Origin of the sequence: Pseudomonas sp. B21_DOA, assembly GCA_030544685.1 — a bacterium.
Taxonomy (GTDB): Bacteria; Pseudomonadota; Gammaproteobacteria; order Pseudomonadales; family Pseudomonadaceae; genus Aquipseudomonas; species Aquipseudomonas fluorescens_AO.
Window position 1 is genome coordinate 4,479,800 of the sequence record CP086683.1, and the last position, 14,682, is coordinate 4,494,481.

The 14,682-nt window shown below is 59.3% G+C and carries 8 protein-coding genes and 4 pseudogenes; 5 read left to right on the forward strand and 7 right to left on the reverse strand.

Annotated elements, in window-relative coordinates; all coding sequences use genetic code 11:
- The first annotated feature begins 173 nt into the window (after positions 1-173).
- A pseudogene (gene acnB / locus LJU32_20650) lies at positions 174-2,782 on the forward strand (bifunctional aconitate hydratase 2/2-methylisocitrate dehydratase).
- A 163-nt stretch (positions 2,783-2,945) separates the two neighbouring features.
- Here the strand turns inward: acnB and LJU32_20655 are convergent.
- The 3 genes from LJU32_20655 to LJU32_20665 all read right to left on the reverse strand — a co-directional run bounded on the left by LJU32_20655 (position 2,946) and on the right by LJU32_20665 (position 4,894).
- Positions 2,946-4,226 carry an HAAAP family serine/threonine permease gene (locus LJU32_20655; protein WKV87968.1) on the reverse strand — a complete coding sequence of 427 codons (1,281 nt, stop codon included), beginning with the start codon at positions 4,224-4,226 and terminating at the stop codon, positions 2,946-2,948.
- A gap of 253 nt (positions 4,227-4,479) precedes the next feature.
- Positions 4,480-4,650: a hypothetical protein gene (locus LJU32_20660; protein WKV87969.1), complete on the reverse strand. Its 171-nt coding sequence runs from the start codon at positions 4,648-4,650 to the stop codon at positions 4,480-4,482.
- Positions 4,651-4,699: 49 nt separating this feature from the next.
- Entirely contained in the window at positions 4,700-4,894 is a 195-nt protein-coding gene (locus LJU32_20665) for a hypothetical protein (protein WKV87970.1), read from the reverse strand.
- A 248-nt stretch (positions 4,895-5,142) separates the two neighbouring features.
- On the opposite strand from LJU32_20665, the gene LJU32_20670 reads away from it, so the two are divergent.
- The 4 genes and pseudogenes from LJU32_20670 (at position 5,143) to LJU32_20685 (ending at position 8,682) form a co-directional block, all read left to right on the forward strand.
- Positions 5,143-5,526, forward strand: a complete 384-nt coding sequence (locus LJU32_20670; GenBank protein WKV87971.1) for a tautomerase family protein — start codon at positions 5,143-5,145, stop codon at positions 5,524-5,526.
- A gap of 152 nt (positions 5,527-5,678) precedes the next feature.
- Positions 5,679-6,645, forward strand: a pseudogene (locus LJU32_20675) (2-hydroxyacid dehydrogenase).
- 164 nt (positions 6,646-6,809) lie between these two features.
- Positions 6,810-7,877: a phosphotransferase family protein gene (locus LJU32_20680; protein ID WKV87972.1), complete on the forward strand. Its 1,068-nt coding sequence runs from the start codon at positions 6,810-6,812 to the stop codon at positions 7,875-7,877.
- 37 nt (positions 7,878-7,914) lie between these two features.
- Positions 7,915-8,682: an SDR family oxidoreductase gene (locus LJU32_20685; protein WKV87973.1), complete on the forward strand. Its 768-nt coding sequence runs from the start codon at positions 7,915-7,917 to the stop codon at positions 8,680-8,682.
- A 1,055-nt stretch (positions 8,683-9,737) separates the two neighbouring features.
- On the opposite strand, the gene LJU32_20690 is transcribed toward LJU32_20685, so the two are convergent.
- The 4 genes and pseudogenes from LJU32_20690 to LJU32_20705 form a co-directional block, all read right to left on the reverse strand.
- Positions 9,738-9,995 carry a DUF1652 domain-containing protein gene (locus tag LJU32_20690; GenBank protein WKV87974.1) on the reverse strand — a complete coding sequence of 86 codons (258 nt, stop codon included), beginning with the start codon at positions 9,993-9,995 and terminating at the stop codon, positions 9,738-9,740.
- A 139-nt stretch (positions 9,996-10,134) separates the two neighbouring features.
- A complete protein-coding gene (locus tag LJU32_20695) occupies positions 10,135-11,631 on the reverse strand; it encodes a helix-turn-helix transcriptional regulator (protein WKV87975.1) in 1,497 nt (498 codons plus the stop codon).
- A gap of 174 nt (positions 11,632-11,805) precedes the next feature.
- Positions 11,806-12,947, reverse strand: a pseudogene (locus LJU32_20700) (HlyD family secretion protein).
- Positions 12,944-14,598 (reverse strand): annotated as a pseudogene (locus tag LJU32_20705) (MFS transporter). The pseudogenes LJU32_20700 and LJU32_20705 overlap by 4 nt, the downstream one beginning before the upstream one ends.
- Positions 14,599-14,682: the final 84 nt, after the last annotated feature.

The window sequence follows — 14,682 nt, forward strand, 5'->3', positions numbered from 1 at the left end:
CAACCCTCATCAGCTCCCCGTTCTGCAGGCGTAAAACTTTGAAAGCAGCTTCTGTAAGGAATTGCCGGTAATTCTGGCCGAACGACCCACAACGTCGTGAGGCGCATGAGTACGGCAATTTCGGGATGAGCGTCCCGGACACCCATTTGGGACCACTGATGAGGGTAATAACTGTGCTTGAAGCCTACCGCAAACATATCGAAGAGCGTGCAGCCCTGGGTATCGTTCCCCAGCCGCTTAACGCCGAACAAACAGCAGGCCTGATCGAGCTGCTGAAGAACCCTCCGGCTGGCGAAGAAGCTTTCCTCGTTGACCTGATCACCAATCGCGTACCACCGGGAGTGGACGAAGCCGCCTACGTCAAGGCCGGTTTCCTGTCTGCCCTGGCCAAGGGCGAAGCCACCTCCCTCTGCTGGACAAGAAACGCGCTGTAGAACTGCTCGGCACCATGCAGGGCGGCTACAACATCGTCACCCTCGTTGAACTGCTGGACGACGCCGAGCTGGCGCCAGTCGCCGCCGAAGAACTCAAGCACACCCTGCTGATGTTCGACGCCTTCCACGACGTCGCTGAAAAAGCCAAGAACGGCAACGTTCACGCCAAGGCCGTGCTGCAATCCTGGGCTGACGGCGAGTGGTTCAAGAAGCGCCCGGTCCTGGCCGACAAGATCAGCCTGCGTGTATTCAAGGTCACCGGCGAAACCAACACCGACGACCTCTCCCCTGCGCCAGACGCCTGGTCGCGTCCTGACATCCCGCTGCACGCCCTGGCCATGCTGAAAATGGCCCGTGACGGCATCGTTCCGGACGAGCAAGGCAAGACCGGTCCGATGAAGCAGATCGAAGAAATGCGCGGCCAGGGTTTCCCGATCGCCTACGTCGGTGACGTGGTCGGTACCGGTTCCTCGCGTAAATCGGCTACCAACTCGGTGCTGTGGTTCTTCGGCGACGACATCCCGTACGTGCCGAACAAGCGCGCTGGCGGTTTCTGCTTCGGCAGCAAGATCGCTCCGATCTTCTACAACACCATGGAAGATGCCGGCGCCCTGCCGATCGAGTTCGACGTATCGAACATGAACATGGGCGATGTGATCGACCTGTACCCGCACGCTGGCAAAGTCTGCAAGCACGGTACCGACGAAGTCATCACCACTTTCGAAATGAAAACCCCGGTGCTGCTGGACGAAGTCCGTGCCGGCGGTCGTATCCCGCTGATCATCGGCCGTGGCCTGACCGAGAAGGCTCGCGCCGAACTGGGTCTGCCGCCGTTCGACCTGTTCAAGAAGCCGGAAGCTCCGGCTGAAAGCACCAAGGGCTTCACCCTGGCGCAGAAAATGGTCGGCAAGGCTTGCGGTCTGGCAGAAGGCCAAGGCGTGCGTCCTGGCACCTACTGCGAACCGAAGATGACCACCGTGGGTTCTCAGGACACCACAGGTCCGATGACCCGTGACGAACTGAAAGACCTGGCGTGCCTGGGCTTCTCCGCTGATCTGGTGATGCAGTCGTTCTGCCACACCGCGGCTTATCCAAAGCCTATCGACGTGACCACCCACCACACCCTGCCTGACTTCATCATGACCCGCGGCGGCGTTTCCCTGCGTCCGGGTGACGGCATCATCCACTCGTGGCTGAACCGCATGCTGCTGCCGGACACCGTTGGTACCGGTGGTGACTCGCACACCCGTTTCCCGATGGGCATCTCGTTCCCGGCCGGTTCGGGTCTGGTCGCGTTCGCCGCTGCTACCGGCGTAATGCCGCTGGACATGCCGGAATCGATCCTGGTGCGCTTCAAAGGCAAGATGAAACCTGGCATCACCCTGCGTGACCTGGTTCATGCCATTCCGTACTTCGCCATCCAGAACGGTCTGCTGACCGTTGAGAAGAAAGGCAAGAAAAACGCCTTCTCCGGCCGCATCCTGGAAATCGAAGGCCTGGAAGGTCTGACCCTGGAGCAGGCGTTCGAACTGTCCGACGCCTCGGCCGAACGTTCGGCTGCCGGTTGCACCATCAAGCTGTCGAAAGAGTCGATCACCGAGTACCTGCAGTCCAACATCACCCTGCTGCGCTGGATGATCGGCGAAGGCTACGGCGATGCCCGCACTCTGGAACGCCGCGCTCAAGCGATGGAAGCCTGGATCGCCAACCCGGAACTGATGGAAGCCGATGCCGACGCCGAATACGCCGAAGTCATCGAAATCGATCTGGCCGAGATCAACGAGCCTGTGCTCTGCGCGCCAAACGATCCGGACGACGCCCGTCTGCTGTCCAGCGTTGCTGGCGAGAAGATCGACGAAGTGTTCATCGGTTCGTGCATGACCAACATCGGTCACTTCCGCGCTGCCGGTAAACTGCTGGATCAGGTCAAGGGTCAGCTGCCAACCCGTCTGTGGCTGTCGCCGCCGACCAAGATGGATGCTCACCAACTGACCGAAGAAGGCTACTACGGCATCTACGGCAAGGCTGGCGCACGCATGGAAATGCCAGGCTGCTCACTGTGCATGGGTAACCAGGCACGCGTTGAGCCGAACAGCACCGTGGTCTCGACGTCGACCCGTAACTTCCCGAACCGTCTGGGCGACGGCGCGAACGTCTACCTGGCCTCGGCCGAGCTGGCGTCCGTTGCCTCGATCCTGGGTCGCCTGCCGACCGTCGAGGAGTACATGGAATACGCTGGCAAGATCGACAGCATGGCGGCCGATGTCTACCGCTACCTGTCCTTCGACCAGATCGCCGAGTTCCGTGAAGCGGCTGCGAACGCCAAGATCCCGGTCGTTCAAGCCTAACGCTGCAAGGCAATAAAAAACGCCGCCCATCGTGAGATGAGCGGCGTTTTTTGATCGTTCCCACGCTCCGCGTGGGAATGCAGCCCGGACGCTCTGCGTCCCCAAGCGTGACGCAGAGCATCACAAGAGGCGTTCCCACGCAGAGCGTGGGAACGATCAGTCGTTACACAGACAGCTTGTAAACCAATGCCGAAATCGCTACCAGCCCAACTGCAGTAACAAACACGTTCGACGCCTGACCGCGATAACGCGCCATCGCTGGCACCTTGCGAATCGCATACATCGGCATCAGGAACAGAATCGCCGCAATCACCGGACCACCGATGGTTTCGATCATGCCGAGGATGCTCGGGTTCAGCGTCGCTACGATCCAGCAGATCACCAGCATCAACGCCGCCACGATGCGATCCAGCGCCTTGGCGCCCGGGCGTTTGCCGCTCTTGACGATCAAGCCCTTGAGGCCTTCGCTGGCCCCGATGTAATGGCCGAGGAACGACTTGGAGATCGCCACGAACGCAATCAACGGCGCCGCGAAGGCGATGGTCGGGTTGCTGAAGTGGTTGGCCAGGTACGACAGGATCGACAGGTTCTGATCTTTGGCCTCAGCCAGTTGCTCCGGCGACAGGGTCAGCACGCAGCTGAATACGAAGAACAGCACCATCAGCACCATCAGTGCGTGAGCGCGGGAGAGAATCTGCGCACTGCGCTCTTCGGCATGCACGCCGTAGCGGCGCTTCTGATCGACCGCAAACGCCGAGATGATCGGCGAATGGTTGAACGAAAACACCGTCACCGGAATCGCCAGCCACAGCGTGTGCAACAGCGCTGACGGCGCCGGCACTTGCGAGGCAGTGGCGAGGATGCCGCCGTTCCAGTGCGGAATCAGGTACACGGCGAGGAACAGCAGCGCGACGATGAACGGATAGACCATCAGGCTCATGGCCTTGACGATTGCCTGCTCACCGCAACGCACGACGGCCAGCAGGCCAAGAATCAGCACGAACGACAGCAACGCGCGCGGTGGCGGCGTGATGTGCAGTTGATGTTCGAGGAAACTGGCGACCGTGTTGGTCAGGCCGACGCTGTAGATCAACAGGATCGGGAAGATGGCGAAGAAGTACAACAGCGTAATCAGGGCACCAGCCTTGATGCCGAAATGCTGCTCGACCACTTCGGTGATATCGGCGCCTTCGCGACCGGACAGCACAAAACGGGTCAGGCCACGGTGAGCGTAAAACGTCATCGGGAATGCCAGCAGCGCGAGGATTACGAGCGGCCAGAAGCCACCCAATCCTGCGTTGATCGGCAAAAACAGGGTGCCGGCGCCAATGGCCGTCCCAAACAGTCCCAGCATCCAGGTGGTGTCCTGGCGATTCCAGCTCGAAAGTTCAGCGGGTGCTGCTGCGTCGAAACGCTTTTCGAGGCTATTGGCCTGATCATTCATCCGGTCGGATCTCCGCTTTCCGGTCACTTGCCACTCGGTCAGGATGCGTCGGAAAAAACCGACAGACATGCTCCGGCCGAAACAGGGGCGCGATTCTCCGTGATAAATCAATGCAAGCAAAGACTTAGCTGAGGAATGGTTGTGCGGAGCAGATCCAAGGATGGTCGTTTATGGAAAAACAAGGTCGTTCATGGATACGTCAGATGCCGCAAACGGATACGTTTTGCACCCACCCATGCGTCATCGAATGCGCCTAGAGCGATATGCCGAGCATGAAACCCAATAAAACGCAGTACAGCCCGAAGCCGAAAAGCAACCAGAGCTTGCCATTTTCGCGCTTGTCCCTATTGCGCACCGCTTCTTCATATTCTGCGAACTCTCGCTCAATTTGCTCCAGTCGTGCCTTACGGTCATATGTGCTCATACTGATTAACCTTTGAATAATGCGCCTGACGGTCGTGAAGCATGAAGACTCACAACTTGAAGAAAAACCCTGCCACTGCGGTGATTGCAGTCAAGACTCCACCAAACACTGCAATTGGATAGAGCTTCGTCTCCCTTGATAACTTTTTCTCTTCAGCCTGAAGCTTTTTCCATTCAGCCACGAGTTTCCTTGATTCGTTTTCCAGCCTGTCGAGCTCCAGATTTTCGCGATCGTTATGGAACATTTGCCCTCCTTGGCTGCTGGCGGATCGGTGTCAGCATTTGCATGCACATCGACGGCTATCGTCATGCCCTTATCATCAAACTGTTCCATTCACGCTGACCAGCAGACGCATCTGCCATTCCCGTAGGCAAAATCCGCGAGTCACGTAAGCCCGCTCATACAAGTAATCCGCGATATTCCAGACCGACTACCTGCCAGAACCCTGCCTTTGATCTAGTGTGAGAGAAGCCTTAACCCAAGGAGCCTCCCATGCCACTGGTCCGCGTCGACATCCAGCAAAACCCCGACCCTACTTTCGCCAGGCGCATCGGCGAACAAATCTACGCCGCCCTGCGCAGCTGCATCGATGTGCCCGAGCACGACAATTTCCAGATTCTCAACGAGCACGACGGCCAGCACTTCGTATATGACCCGCAATATCTCGGCATCCAGCGCAGCGACGGCGTGGTGTTCATTCAAATCACCATCAGTGAAGGCCGCACTGTGGAGAAGAAACAATTGATGTTCAAAACCATCGCCGAAAGCCTGCATGCGCACGTGGGGATACGCCCGGAGGATGTGTTCATCAATCTCGTGGAGGTGAAAAAAGAGAACTGGTCGTTCGGCAATGGCATTGCGCAATACGTCACCTGATTGGCCGTACGCCATGGGTGCTTGCTTGTTCCACGAACCCGTCCAGAATCAAAGCACCACTGCGTGAATGCAACGATTGCCAAGCCGCTGCGGATTCAGCACTCTGAGTCGACTTTCGCGACCCACCCGCCGCCCATCACAGGAGCCGCGCAATGCCCGCAACCGTTCTGGTACTGGTTGAAACGATCAATGACTATCTGCCGATTCTCGAACACCAGGGATTCCATCTGATCCTTGCACCAACGCCGGCCGAACGTGCGCAAGCCATCATCACCCATGGCAGTCGTATCGATGCCGTGCTGACTCGCGGCCCGCTGGGCCTGACCGCCCAAGAGATCAGCGCCCTGCCCGCCCTGAAAATCATCACGGTGATCGGCGCGGGCTATGAACAGGTCGACCTGCAAGCGGCCAGCGACCGCGGGATCACCGTCACCAATGGTGCCGGGGTCAACGCCTCCTCAGTTGCCGATCATGCGATGGCGCTGTTGCTGGCATTGGTCCGCGACATTCCGCGCTGTGATGCAGCGGTGCGCCGCGGTGAATGGCCGAAAATCATGCGCCCGTCACTGGCCGGCAAGCACCTGGGAATTCTTGGGCTGGGCGCGGTGGGCATGGCGATTGCCAAGCGCGCGGAATTGGGTTTCGACATGCAGATCAGCTATCACAACCGCCAGGTGCGCAGCGACGTGGCTTACGCGTTCTGCTCGACTCCGACCGATCTGGCGAGAGTTTCGGACTTTCTGGTGGTTGCCACGCCCGGTGGCATTACAACGCAGCATTTGGTCACACGAACGGTGCTTGACGCGCTCGGACCGAATGGATTCATCGTCAATATCGCCAGAGCCAGCGTGATCGCTACGGCGGACCTGATTACCGCACTGGAGCAACGACGCATCGCTGGTGCCGCACTGGACGTATTCGATCACGAACCGGAAGTGCCCGATGCCCTGAAAAGCCTCAGCAATGTTGTGCTGACTCCGCACGTAGCCGGGCTTTCCCTGAGGCTACACAAGGCACGGTTGAGCTGGTGGGCAAAAATCTGATGGCATTTTTTCCGGACAACCGGTGCTGACTCCCGTCGCGCTGCCACCGAAACTGATTAACCAGCGTGTGCATTAAGGCGCTCGGGATCCTCGGTCTGCAGCGTTCATCGCCCCCATTCTCAAAGTTGATCATCCAGCAACACGCTAACCTATAAGACCGACCCGCGCTTGTGAGCATTCGAGCGCGCCATTAGATTAGCCAATGATGTCTGGCCTCCAAAATAAGCAGAAGGGATAAGCATGGCGCTTACTGACCAGTCCACCCGGATCCGCGCGGGCGAAGAACTCGATGCCAGCCTGATCGATCCGTACCTCAAGGCGCACATCCCCGGCCTGACCGGCAGCCCGCAGATCAGCCAGTTCCCCGGCGGTGCGTCGAACCTGACCTATTTGCTGGAATACCCGGAACAAGAATTTGTCCTGCGCCGTCCTCCGTTCGGCCACAAGGCCAAATCCGCGCACGACATGGGCCGTGAATTCCGCATCCTCAACCAACTGCGCGACGGCTTCCCGTATTGCCCAAAGGCCTACGTGCACTGCACCGATGAAACGGTGATCGGCGCCGAGTTCTATGTGATGGAACGGGTCAAGGGCATCATCCTGCGCGCCGAGCTGCCACCGGAGCTGGGTCTCGATTCGGCGAAAACCGAAGCACTGTGCAAAAGCTTCATTGACCGTTTCGTTGAACTGCACCGCGTTGATTACAACGCCTGCGGACTTGGCGATCTGGGCAAGCCTGAAGGCTACGTCGCGCGGCAGATCAAAGGCTGGAGCGAGCGTTACGAAAAAGCCCTGACCCCGGACGCGCCGCACTGGGAAGCGGTGAAAGCCTGGCTCAACGACAAGATGCCGGCCGACCACCCGACCTCAAGCATCGTCCACAACGACTATCGCTTCGACAACGTTATCCTCGACCCGGCCAACCCGATGCAGATCATCGGCGTGCTCGACTGGGAACTGACCACCCTCGGCGATCCGCTGATGGATCTGGGCAACACCCTCGCCTATTGGATCGAAGCCGGCGACCCGGCACCGGTGCAACTGATGCGCCGCCAGCCAAGCCACGCGCCGGGCATGCTCACCCGCCGCGAATTCGTCGACTACTACGCCGAGCGCTCGGGCATCCGCATCGACAATTTCGACTTCTACTACACCTACGGCCTGTTCCGCCTGGCCGGCATCGTGCAGCAGATCTACTACCGCTTCTACCATGGCCAGACGCAGGACAAACGCTTCGCGCAGTTCATTCACATGAACAAACTGCTCGAGCAGATGAGCCTGCAGGTCATCCAGAAATCCAGCCTCTGATCCGGGCCAATAACAAGACCTTCAACAAGGGAACCCCATGTCCAAGACTCAGTTGTTCGACCTCGACGGCAAAATCGCTTTCGTCTCCGGCGCCAGCCGTGGCATCGGCGAAGCCATCGCCAAACTGCTGGCCCAGCAAGGCGCCCACGTGATCGTCTCAAGCCGCAAGATCGAAGGCTGCCAGCACGTCGCCGACGCTATCACCGCAGCCGGCGGCAAGGCCACGGCCGTGGCCTGTCACATCGGTGAGATGGAGCAGATCAGCCAAGTGTTTGCCGGGATCAAGGAACAGTTCGGCCGCCTCGACATTCTGGTCAACAACGCCGCTACCAACCCGCAATTCTGCAACGTGCTCGACACCGATCTCGGTGCGTTCCAGAAGACCGTCGACGTGAACATTCGCGGCTACTTCTTCATGTCGGTCGAAGCCGGCAAGCTGATGCGCGAAAACGGTGGCGGCAGCATCATCAACGTCGCCTCGATCAACGGCATCTCGCCGGGGATTTTCCAAGGCATTTATTCGGTGACCAAAGCGGCGGTCATCAACATGACCAAGGTCTTCGCCAAGGAATGCGCGCAATTCGGCATCCGCTGCAACGCCCTGCTCCCCGGCCTGACAGACACCAAGTTCGCCTCGGCCCTGGTGAAAAACGACGCGATTCTGAAACAGGCGCTCACGCAGATCCCGCTCAAACGCGTAGCCGACCCAAGCGAAATGGCTGGAGCAGTGTTGTACCTGGCCAGCGATGCGTCGAGCTACACCACTGGTGTGGCGCTGAATGTGGATGGCGGGTTCCTGTCCTGATTTTCAGGACGGATACCTGACCCTTGTGGGAGCGAGCCTGCTCGCGAAAGCGTTGGGTCAGTCAGCTATATTTTGACTGATACCACGCCTTCGCGAGCAGGCTCGCTCCCACAGGGTCAGTGCGGGATTCCAGCACCGGAACATCAGCAGCGTTATTGGGTTATGCAACGGGTAGTGGTGATGTGGCGCGTCACCTGCCCATCCACATACATATCCCCGGCAACCTCAGTATTCTCCAGCACCTCACACCGACGTTCCGGCGGTGGTGGCGGCGCGACAGGCGCAGGCGGTGGAGGACTGGCACAACCGGCCAACAACACTGCAAGAAAAGCCAACGGCAATACGCGTTTCCCAGGATTATTCATAGGGCGACCCGCGGTAAAGAGAGACAAACTCCCGCAACCCAACCGGCCGCGGAAGACCTGACCACTCGTTATTTATAGCTGAGCGCCTTGTTAGCGCCAGTGGATTGGGGAGATTGGCTGGGATTGGCTGTCGGTTTTGCGCGGATTTTCCGGCAGTGGGCTGGATTGAGATCATCGTTGCCGGCGAGGGCCTCATCGCGAGCAGGCTCACTCCTACAGTTTTGATCGAGTGAGTTCAGTAACAACCAGGTCGGCTGTCAGGCCGCCTTCGCGAGCAAGCTCGCTCCCACAGAAAAGCAAAAGCAAAGCTCATCCGCTCTTCACCACTCAAAACAATGAGCGTTAGCTCGAGTACCGCTTTTGATCTTGATTCACAGGCGACGTCGGAAGGCTGAGTGGAGGGATTGATCCGGGCGTGGGAGCGCAGCGACCGTACGACGCAGTCGTACACAGCGGAAGGAGGTGCAGCGAAGCAAACCGTAGCCGCTGCGCCCGGATCAGTCCCGGAGCGAAGGAACCCGAGCCTGCGAGGGCCGAACGCAGGAGCAAGCCTTTTCGGTTACCTTTTCGGCGTCTGGAAAAGGTGACTCGCCGTAAGGGCGAAACCGCCAGCCGCAACACCCGCAGAAACGGATATACACCCAACCCCCAGAGCATGGCCGGCCCAAAGGCCGCCAAGACCAAAGCGCGTTAAGCCAAATCCGGATCCCGAGACGAGCGCAAAGAGTTGCTCTCAAGCTCATACCGCAACTCATCCACCAACGCCTCAACCGCCCCAGGCGTACGCAGCGAAGCCAGATCCAGCCCGCTGATCACCAGATCCACCTGCCCCGAATCCCGGTGATACAACTTGACCGTCAGCGAATGATCACCATCCACCGAACACTCACAAGCCAGCGGCGCAAAACTGTGCTCGAGCCGAGCGCGCAACTGCGCAAGATTCATCATTGAGGTTGTTCCTATGGCTGTTTCAAAAGGGCACGATCGCAGGCCGAAATGGCCCACACCGCACCCCACCAGCCTAAGAACACAACGCCCTCGCCAATACATGAATTTGCACCCTTGTAACTAGTGCATTTGCACCCCTTCAACGCTGGCCCTTGGTGCCCCACTCTCCCGAAAACAAGCCTCGCTCCCGAGCCCAGACAATCGCCTCGCTGCGGCTGTGCACATCAATTTTCGAATACACAGTCGCGACATGATTGCGCACGGTGTTCGGCGCCAATTTCAACCGCGCGGCAATCTCCTTGTCCGCCAGACCTTCACAGATCAAACCCAGTACATCCCGCTCACGCGCCGTCAGATCAGTGAACGAAGCGCTGGGCAGTTGCGGCGAGTTGATTTTCTTCACGTTGGCCAGCTTTTCGATCAACGTTCGGCTGAACCACGACGCATCCTTCATCACCTCTTCAATCGCCGCCACCAACTCAAGCTCAGTGCGCTTGCGCTCGGTCATGTCCATCAGCACCAGCAGATAACAGGAAACATCGTGAATATTTACGGTGTCAGCGGAAACTGCACACTCCAGCAACTCCTCATCCTTCTTGCGAACCGGCACGTCGACGCGATCCACCCGACCGTTCTTCGCCAGCGCCGACAACAGCCGCGTGCGCGCGCCGTCATCGTGGATGAAGCTCAATTGCGTCACGGTTTTCCCGAGTACGTCATCGCTGTCATAGGCCAGGGTATCGAGGAATGCCTGATTAACGTCGATGACCTCCTGCTTGTCAGCGGTGCAGATCAGAATCGGTACCGGTGTCAGACGAAACGCCTTTGCAAAGCGCTCCTCGCTCTGACGCAAGGCAACTTCCACGCGGCGCCGGGGCTCCATGTCGACGAAAGAGAACAGCATGCAATTCTCGTCATTGAGCAGCAGCGGCTGACCGGCGACGATCACCTGCTTGCTGCCCCCATCCGGAAGGCGCAATTCCGCCTGCATCTGCGGGATGGTCGCGACATCACGCAAGCGCTGAACGGCCAGATCGCGCTGATCGGCCTGCTCGAAGATATCGATTTCGTAAGCCGAGGTGCCGATCACTTGATCGCGGGTGTAGCCGGTCATTTCCAGAAATCCCGGATTGACCTTGATGTAACGCAAATCGCTCAGACGACAGATCACTGCCGGCGCAGGGTTGGCATTGAAGGTTTTTTCGAAGCGCAACTCGGCGTTGGCCCAATCGGTGACGTCGCTCATGATCAGCACCAGCGACTCGGGCTGGCCGACGCGGTCGGTCAGCACCATGCTGCGCACGCTGTGCACCCAGATATGCTCGGGGTCGTCCACGGAGGAGACTTCGATCAGCACATCACTGAACGCCTCACAACGCGCCACGCGGCTGATCGGGTAGTTCTCGGGTGGCAAGACATGATTATTGCGATAGCGCAGCGTAAAGCGCTTGGCATACTCGTCAGCGTTGGTGCCCAGATCACCGATGGTGCTGACACCGTGCATGGTCAGCGCCGCTTCGTTGGCCCAGAGAATGCTTTTGTCGAGTTCCAGCAGAATCACCCCGTCCGACAGCCCGGCGATGATCTGCTGCAACTGGCGACGGTTGGTTTCGGTAGTCAGGACTTCCTGGCTCATTGGATCTCCACACTGTGATGCGGCTAGGTGAAAAGTACGACCGCAGCGGCTCAGGATCGTGCGACACCCGGAAAACCACTGCCCCTTGCGGGAGCGAGCCTGCTCGCGAAGCGGTGAGTCGGTTGGCGTATTTGTCACTGATACACGGGTTTCGCAAGCAGACGTCGCGGCTAATCAGTGATGCTGAGTATCACCCGCTGCAGTATCAATACTGACAACCACCGACATCCCCGGCCTGAGCCGCTCTTCTTCCTGCTGGTCCGGATCAATCGTGATCCGTACCGGCACCCGCTGAGCAATCTTGACGAAGTTGCCGGTGGCGTTGTCGGCCTGCAGCAAGGCGAATTCCGACCCGGTCCCCGGCGAAATATGCTGCACATGGCCGGTGAATCTGCGGTGGCTCAAAGCGTCGACGGTGAAGCGCACCGGTTGCCCGACACGCACATTGGCCATCTGGGTTTCCTTCATGTTGGCGATCACCCATTTCTGATCCGGCACCAATGCCATCAACTGCGCGCCGGAGTTGACATAGGCGCCGAGGCGCACGCCGATCTGCCCGAGCTGGCCATCTCGCGGTGCAACAATCCGCGTGTTCGACAGATCGATCCGCGCCAGTTGCACCGCCGCTTCGGCACTGGCCACGGCGGCTTCCAGCGAGCCGCGATTGACGATCACCGTTTGCAGATCCTGGCGGGCGATTTCCAGATTGGCCTTGGCCTGCGCTACCGCCGCGGTGCTCTGCGCGTTGGCGGCGAGGGTCACGTCGAATTCACGTTTGGACACCGAGCCGTCACGCACCAGTTCCTGATTGCGCCGCAGATCAGCCTCGCTCTTGCGCAACTGCGCCTGGCTGTCGGCGAGCACTGCCTGACGCAATTTGATCGTCGCCTCGGCGCTGTTGCGCTGCTGCACGACATTGGCCAATCCGGCTTTCTGCACCGCCAGTTGTGCCAGCGACTGGTCGAGGCGTTGCTGATAAATGCGGTCGTCCAGACGCACCAGCAGGTCCCCAGCCTTGACGTACTGGAAGTCCTGCACCGGCACTTCGAACACATAGCCGCTGAGCTGCGGGCCGATGATCGTCACCTGCCCGCGGATCAAGGCGTTTTCGGTGGTTTCGACCGCACTGCTGAATGGCGGCAGTTGCCACGCATACAGCACGATCAGTACGCCGACGATGGCGATTGCGGCAAAGCCCAGTGAAGAAATGATCCGCACCCGCAGCGAACGCGGCGCAGTGTTGGGTGATGACGGCGGCGCCTCCCTTCAGGCGTGGCGGCGATGGCGTTGGTGGTTGTGGTGGTCGGTTCGGTCATGAAGAAGTGGCACCGCTGGGTGGTACGGAAGGTGTCGGCTCAATGGCTTTGGTGGTGCTCATCAGCCACAACGCGCGAATCGAAAGCCAGATCATGGTCAGGACGGCAATGACCGCGATCAGCATGAAGACATCGTTATAGGCCAGCACGTTCGCTTCGCGTGTCGCCGCATTGGCGAGGCTGCGAATGCCGGCCAGATTGCGCAGGCTCGGGTCGGCGAGCAAACCGCCGAACGCCGAGCCGCCGCTCTGCACTCGCGCCGCGACCAACGGATCGGACATCACCAGATGATCGACGATGTGGCTGGAATGGTACTTCTCCCGCACGATCTGAAAAGTGCCGAGCAACGCCGCGCCGAGCAATCCGCCGAGGTTGTTGCAGATCCCGAACAGCACGGAAAAACTCACCAGGTTGCGCGGATTGGTCAGCACGTTGCGCGTACCGAAGACCATGGTCGGGCCGAGAAAAACGTGCTGCCGAACGCCAGCAGGAACTGGCTGAAATACATGTTTTCGGGGCGGGTCAGGTTGTTCGAGAAGCTGTCCATCACCGAACCGGTGGCCATCAGTGCCAGCGAGATGATCAACGGCATCAGCAGGTGTTTGGGGTCGATGGTCAACGCGCTGGTGGCAAGGCCGGCGATGCTGCCGATCAGCATCACCACATACAGACTGTGCAACTGCTCATAGCCCATGTTGAGGTTCTGCATGAACCCGACCGCGCCGGTGGATTGCTCCGAAGTGACCATGCGAATCAGGGTTACCGCCAGCGCCAGGCGGATCATCGTTCCGCTGCCGAGCCAGCGGGTCATCAGCATCGGGTTGCTGCGGTTGTGCTCGATGGCCAGGCCCATGATGATCAGCGCAATCGAGCATGCGAGAGCCACACCGATCCAGTCTGCTTCCAGCCACCAGTCGATGCGCCCGAGCGACAGCACCGCGCACAACAACGCCACACCGGTGGCGAGGATGGCGAAGGTCAGGAAGTCGAGTTTTTCAAAGGTTTTGAAGCGGTCGCCGGGTGGCAGTTTGAGCAGCAATACACAGCCAAGTGACAGCAGCGCCATGCCCAATTCGAATAGATAGAGGCCGCGCCATTCGGCAATCTGCAACAGGTCTTCGGAAAACAGCCGCGCCAGCGGTAATGCCAGTTGTGAAGTGCCGAGGCCGAGCACCAGCGCCTTCAGCCGCCACTTCGCCGGAAACGCCTGGACCATGTAATACAGGCCCAGCGAGCTCAGCGCTGCACCGACCATGCCGTGGGCAGCACGCACCGCCACCGCCGAATTCAGATCGTTGACGAACAAATGGCCGAAGGTCACCAGCGCATACAGCACCAGAAACACCTCGGTGAACGCGCGCAAGCCAAACTGCTGGCGAAACTTGACCAGCAGCAGGTTCATCGACACGTTGGTCATCACATACGCCGCCGGCAGCCAGGCCATCTCCGCCGTGGTCGCGCCGAGCGAACCTTGCAGATAAGGCAGGTTGGCAACCACCAGTGAATTCCCCAGCCCACCGGTCACCGCGACCAGCACACCGACCGCCGCGTATGCCAAGCGCTTGGGCGTGGAGTGCAATGGAGTCGAGGGGGATCCGGGCAGGCTGGGTTTCTCGTGGGGTTGCCAGTCGCGCGGGGCGTATTTATCCATGGATCGGCCTGGTGCTGGGGGTGAAGGAAGTTTGCCGCAATTTGACGGGCAACACACTTTTCCGTAGGCGGAACAAAACCCTGT

What these genes read in the sequence shown, in the direction of transcription:
- LJU32_20670 (WKV87971.1), top strand. Translation starts at nt 5,143, where the DNA reads ATGCCACTGGTCCGCGTCGACATCCAGCAAAACCCCGACCCTACTTTC.
- LJU32_20680 (WKV87972.1), top strand. Translation starts at nt 6,810, where the DNA reads ATGGCGCTTACTGACCAGTCCACCCGGATCCGCGCGGGCGAAGAACTC.
- LJU32_20690 (WKV87974.1), bottom strand. Translation starts at nt 9,995, where the DNA reads ATGATGAATCTTGCGCAGTTGCGCGCTCGGCTCGAGCACAGTTTTGCG.
- LJU32_20695 (WKV87975.1), bottom strand. Translation starts at nt 11,631, where the DNA reads ATGAGCCAGGAAGTCCTGACTACCGAAACCAACCGTCGCCAGTTGCAG.
- LJU32_20685 (WKV87973.1), top strand. Translation starts at nt 7,915, where the DNA reads ATGTCCAAGACTCAGTTGTTCGACCTCGACGGCAAAATCGCTTTCGTC.
- LJU32_20655 (WKV87968.1), bottom strand. Translation starts at nt 4,226, where the DNA reads ATGAATGATCAGGCCAATAGCCTCGAAAAGCGTTTCGACGCAGCAGCA.
- LJU32_20665 (WKV87970.1), bottom strand. Translation starts at nt 4,894, where the DNA reads ATGTTCCATAACGATCGCGAAAATCTGGAGCTCGACAGGCTGGAAAAC.
- LJU32_20660 (WKV87969.1), bottom strand. Translation starts at nt 4,650, where the DNA reads ATGAGCACATATGACCGTAAGGCACGACTGGAGCAAATTGAGCGAGAG.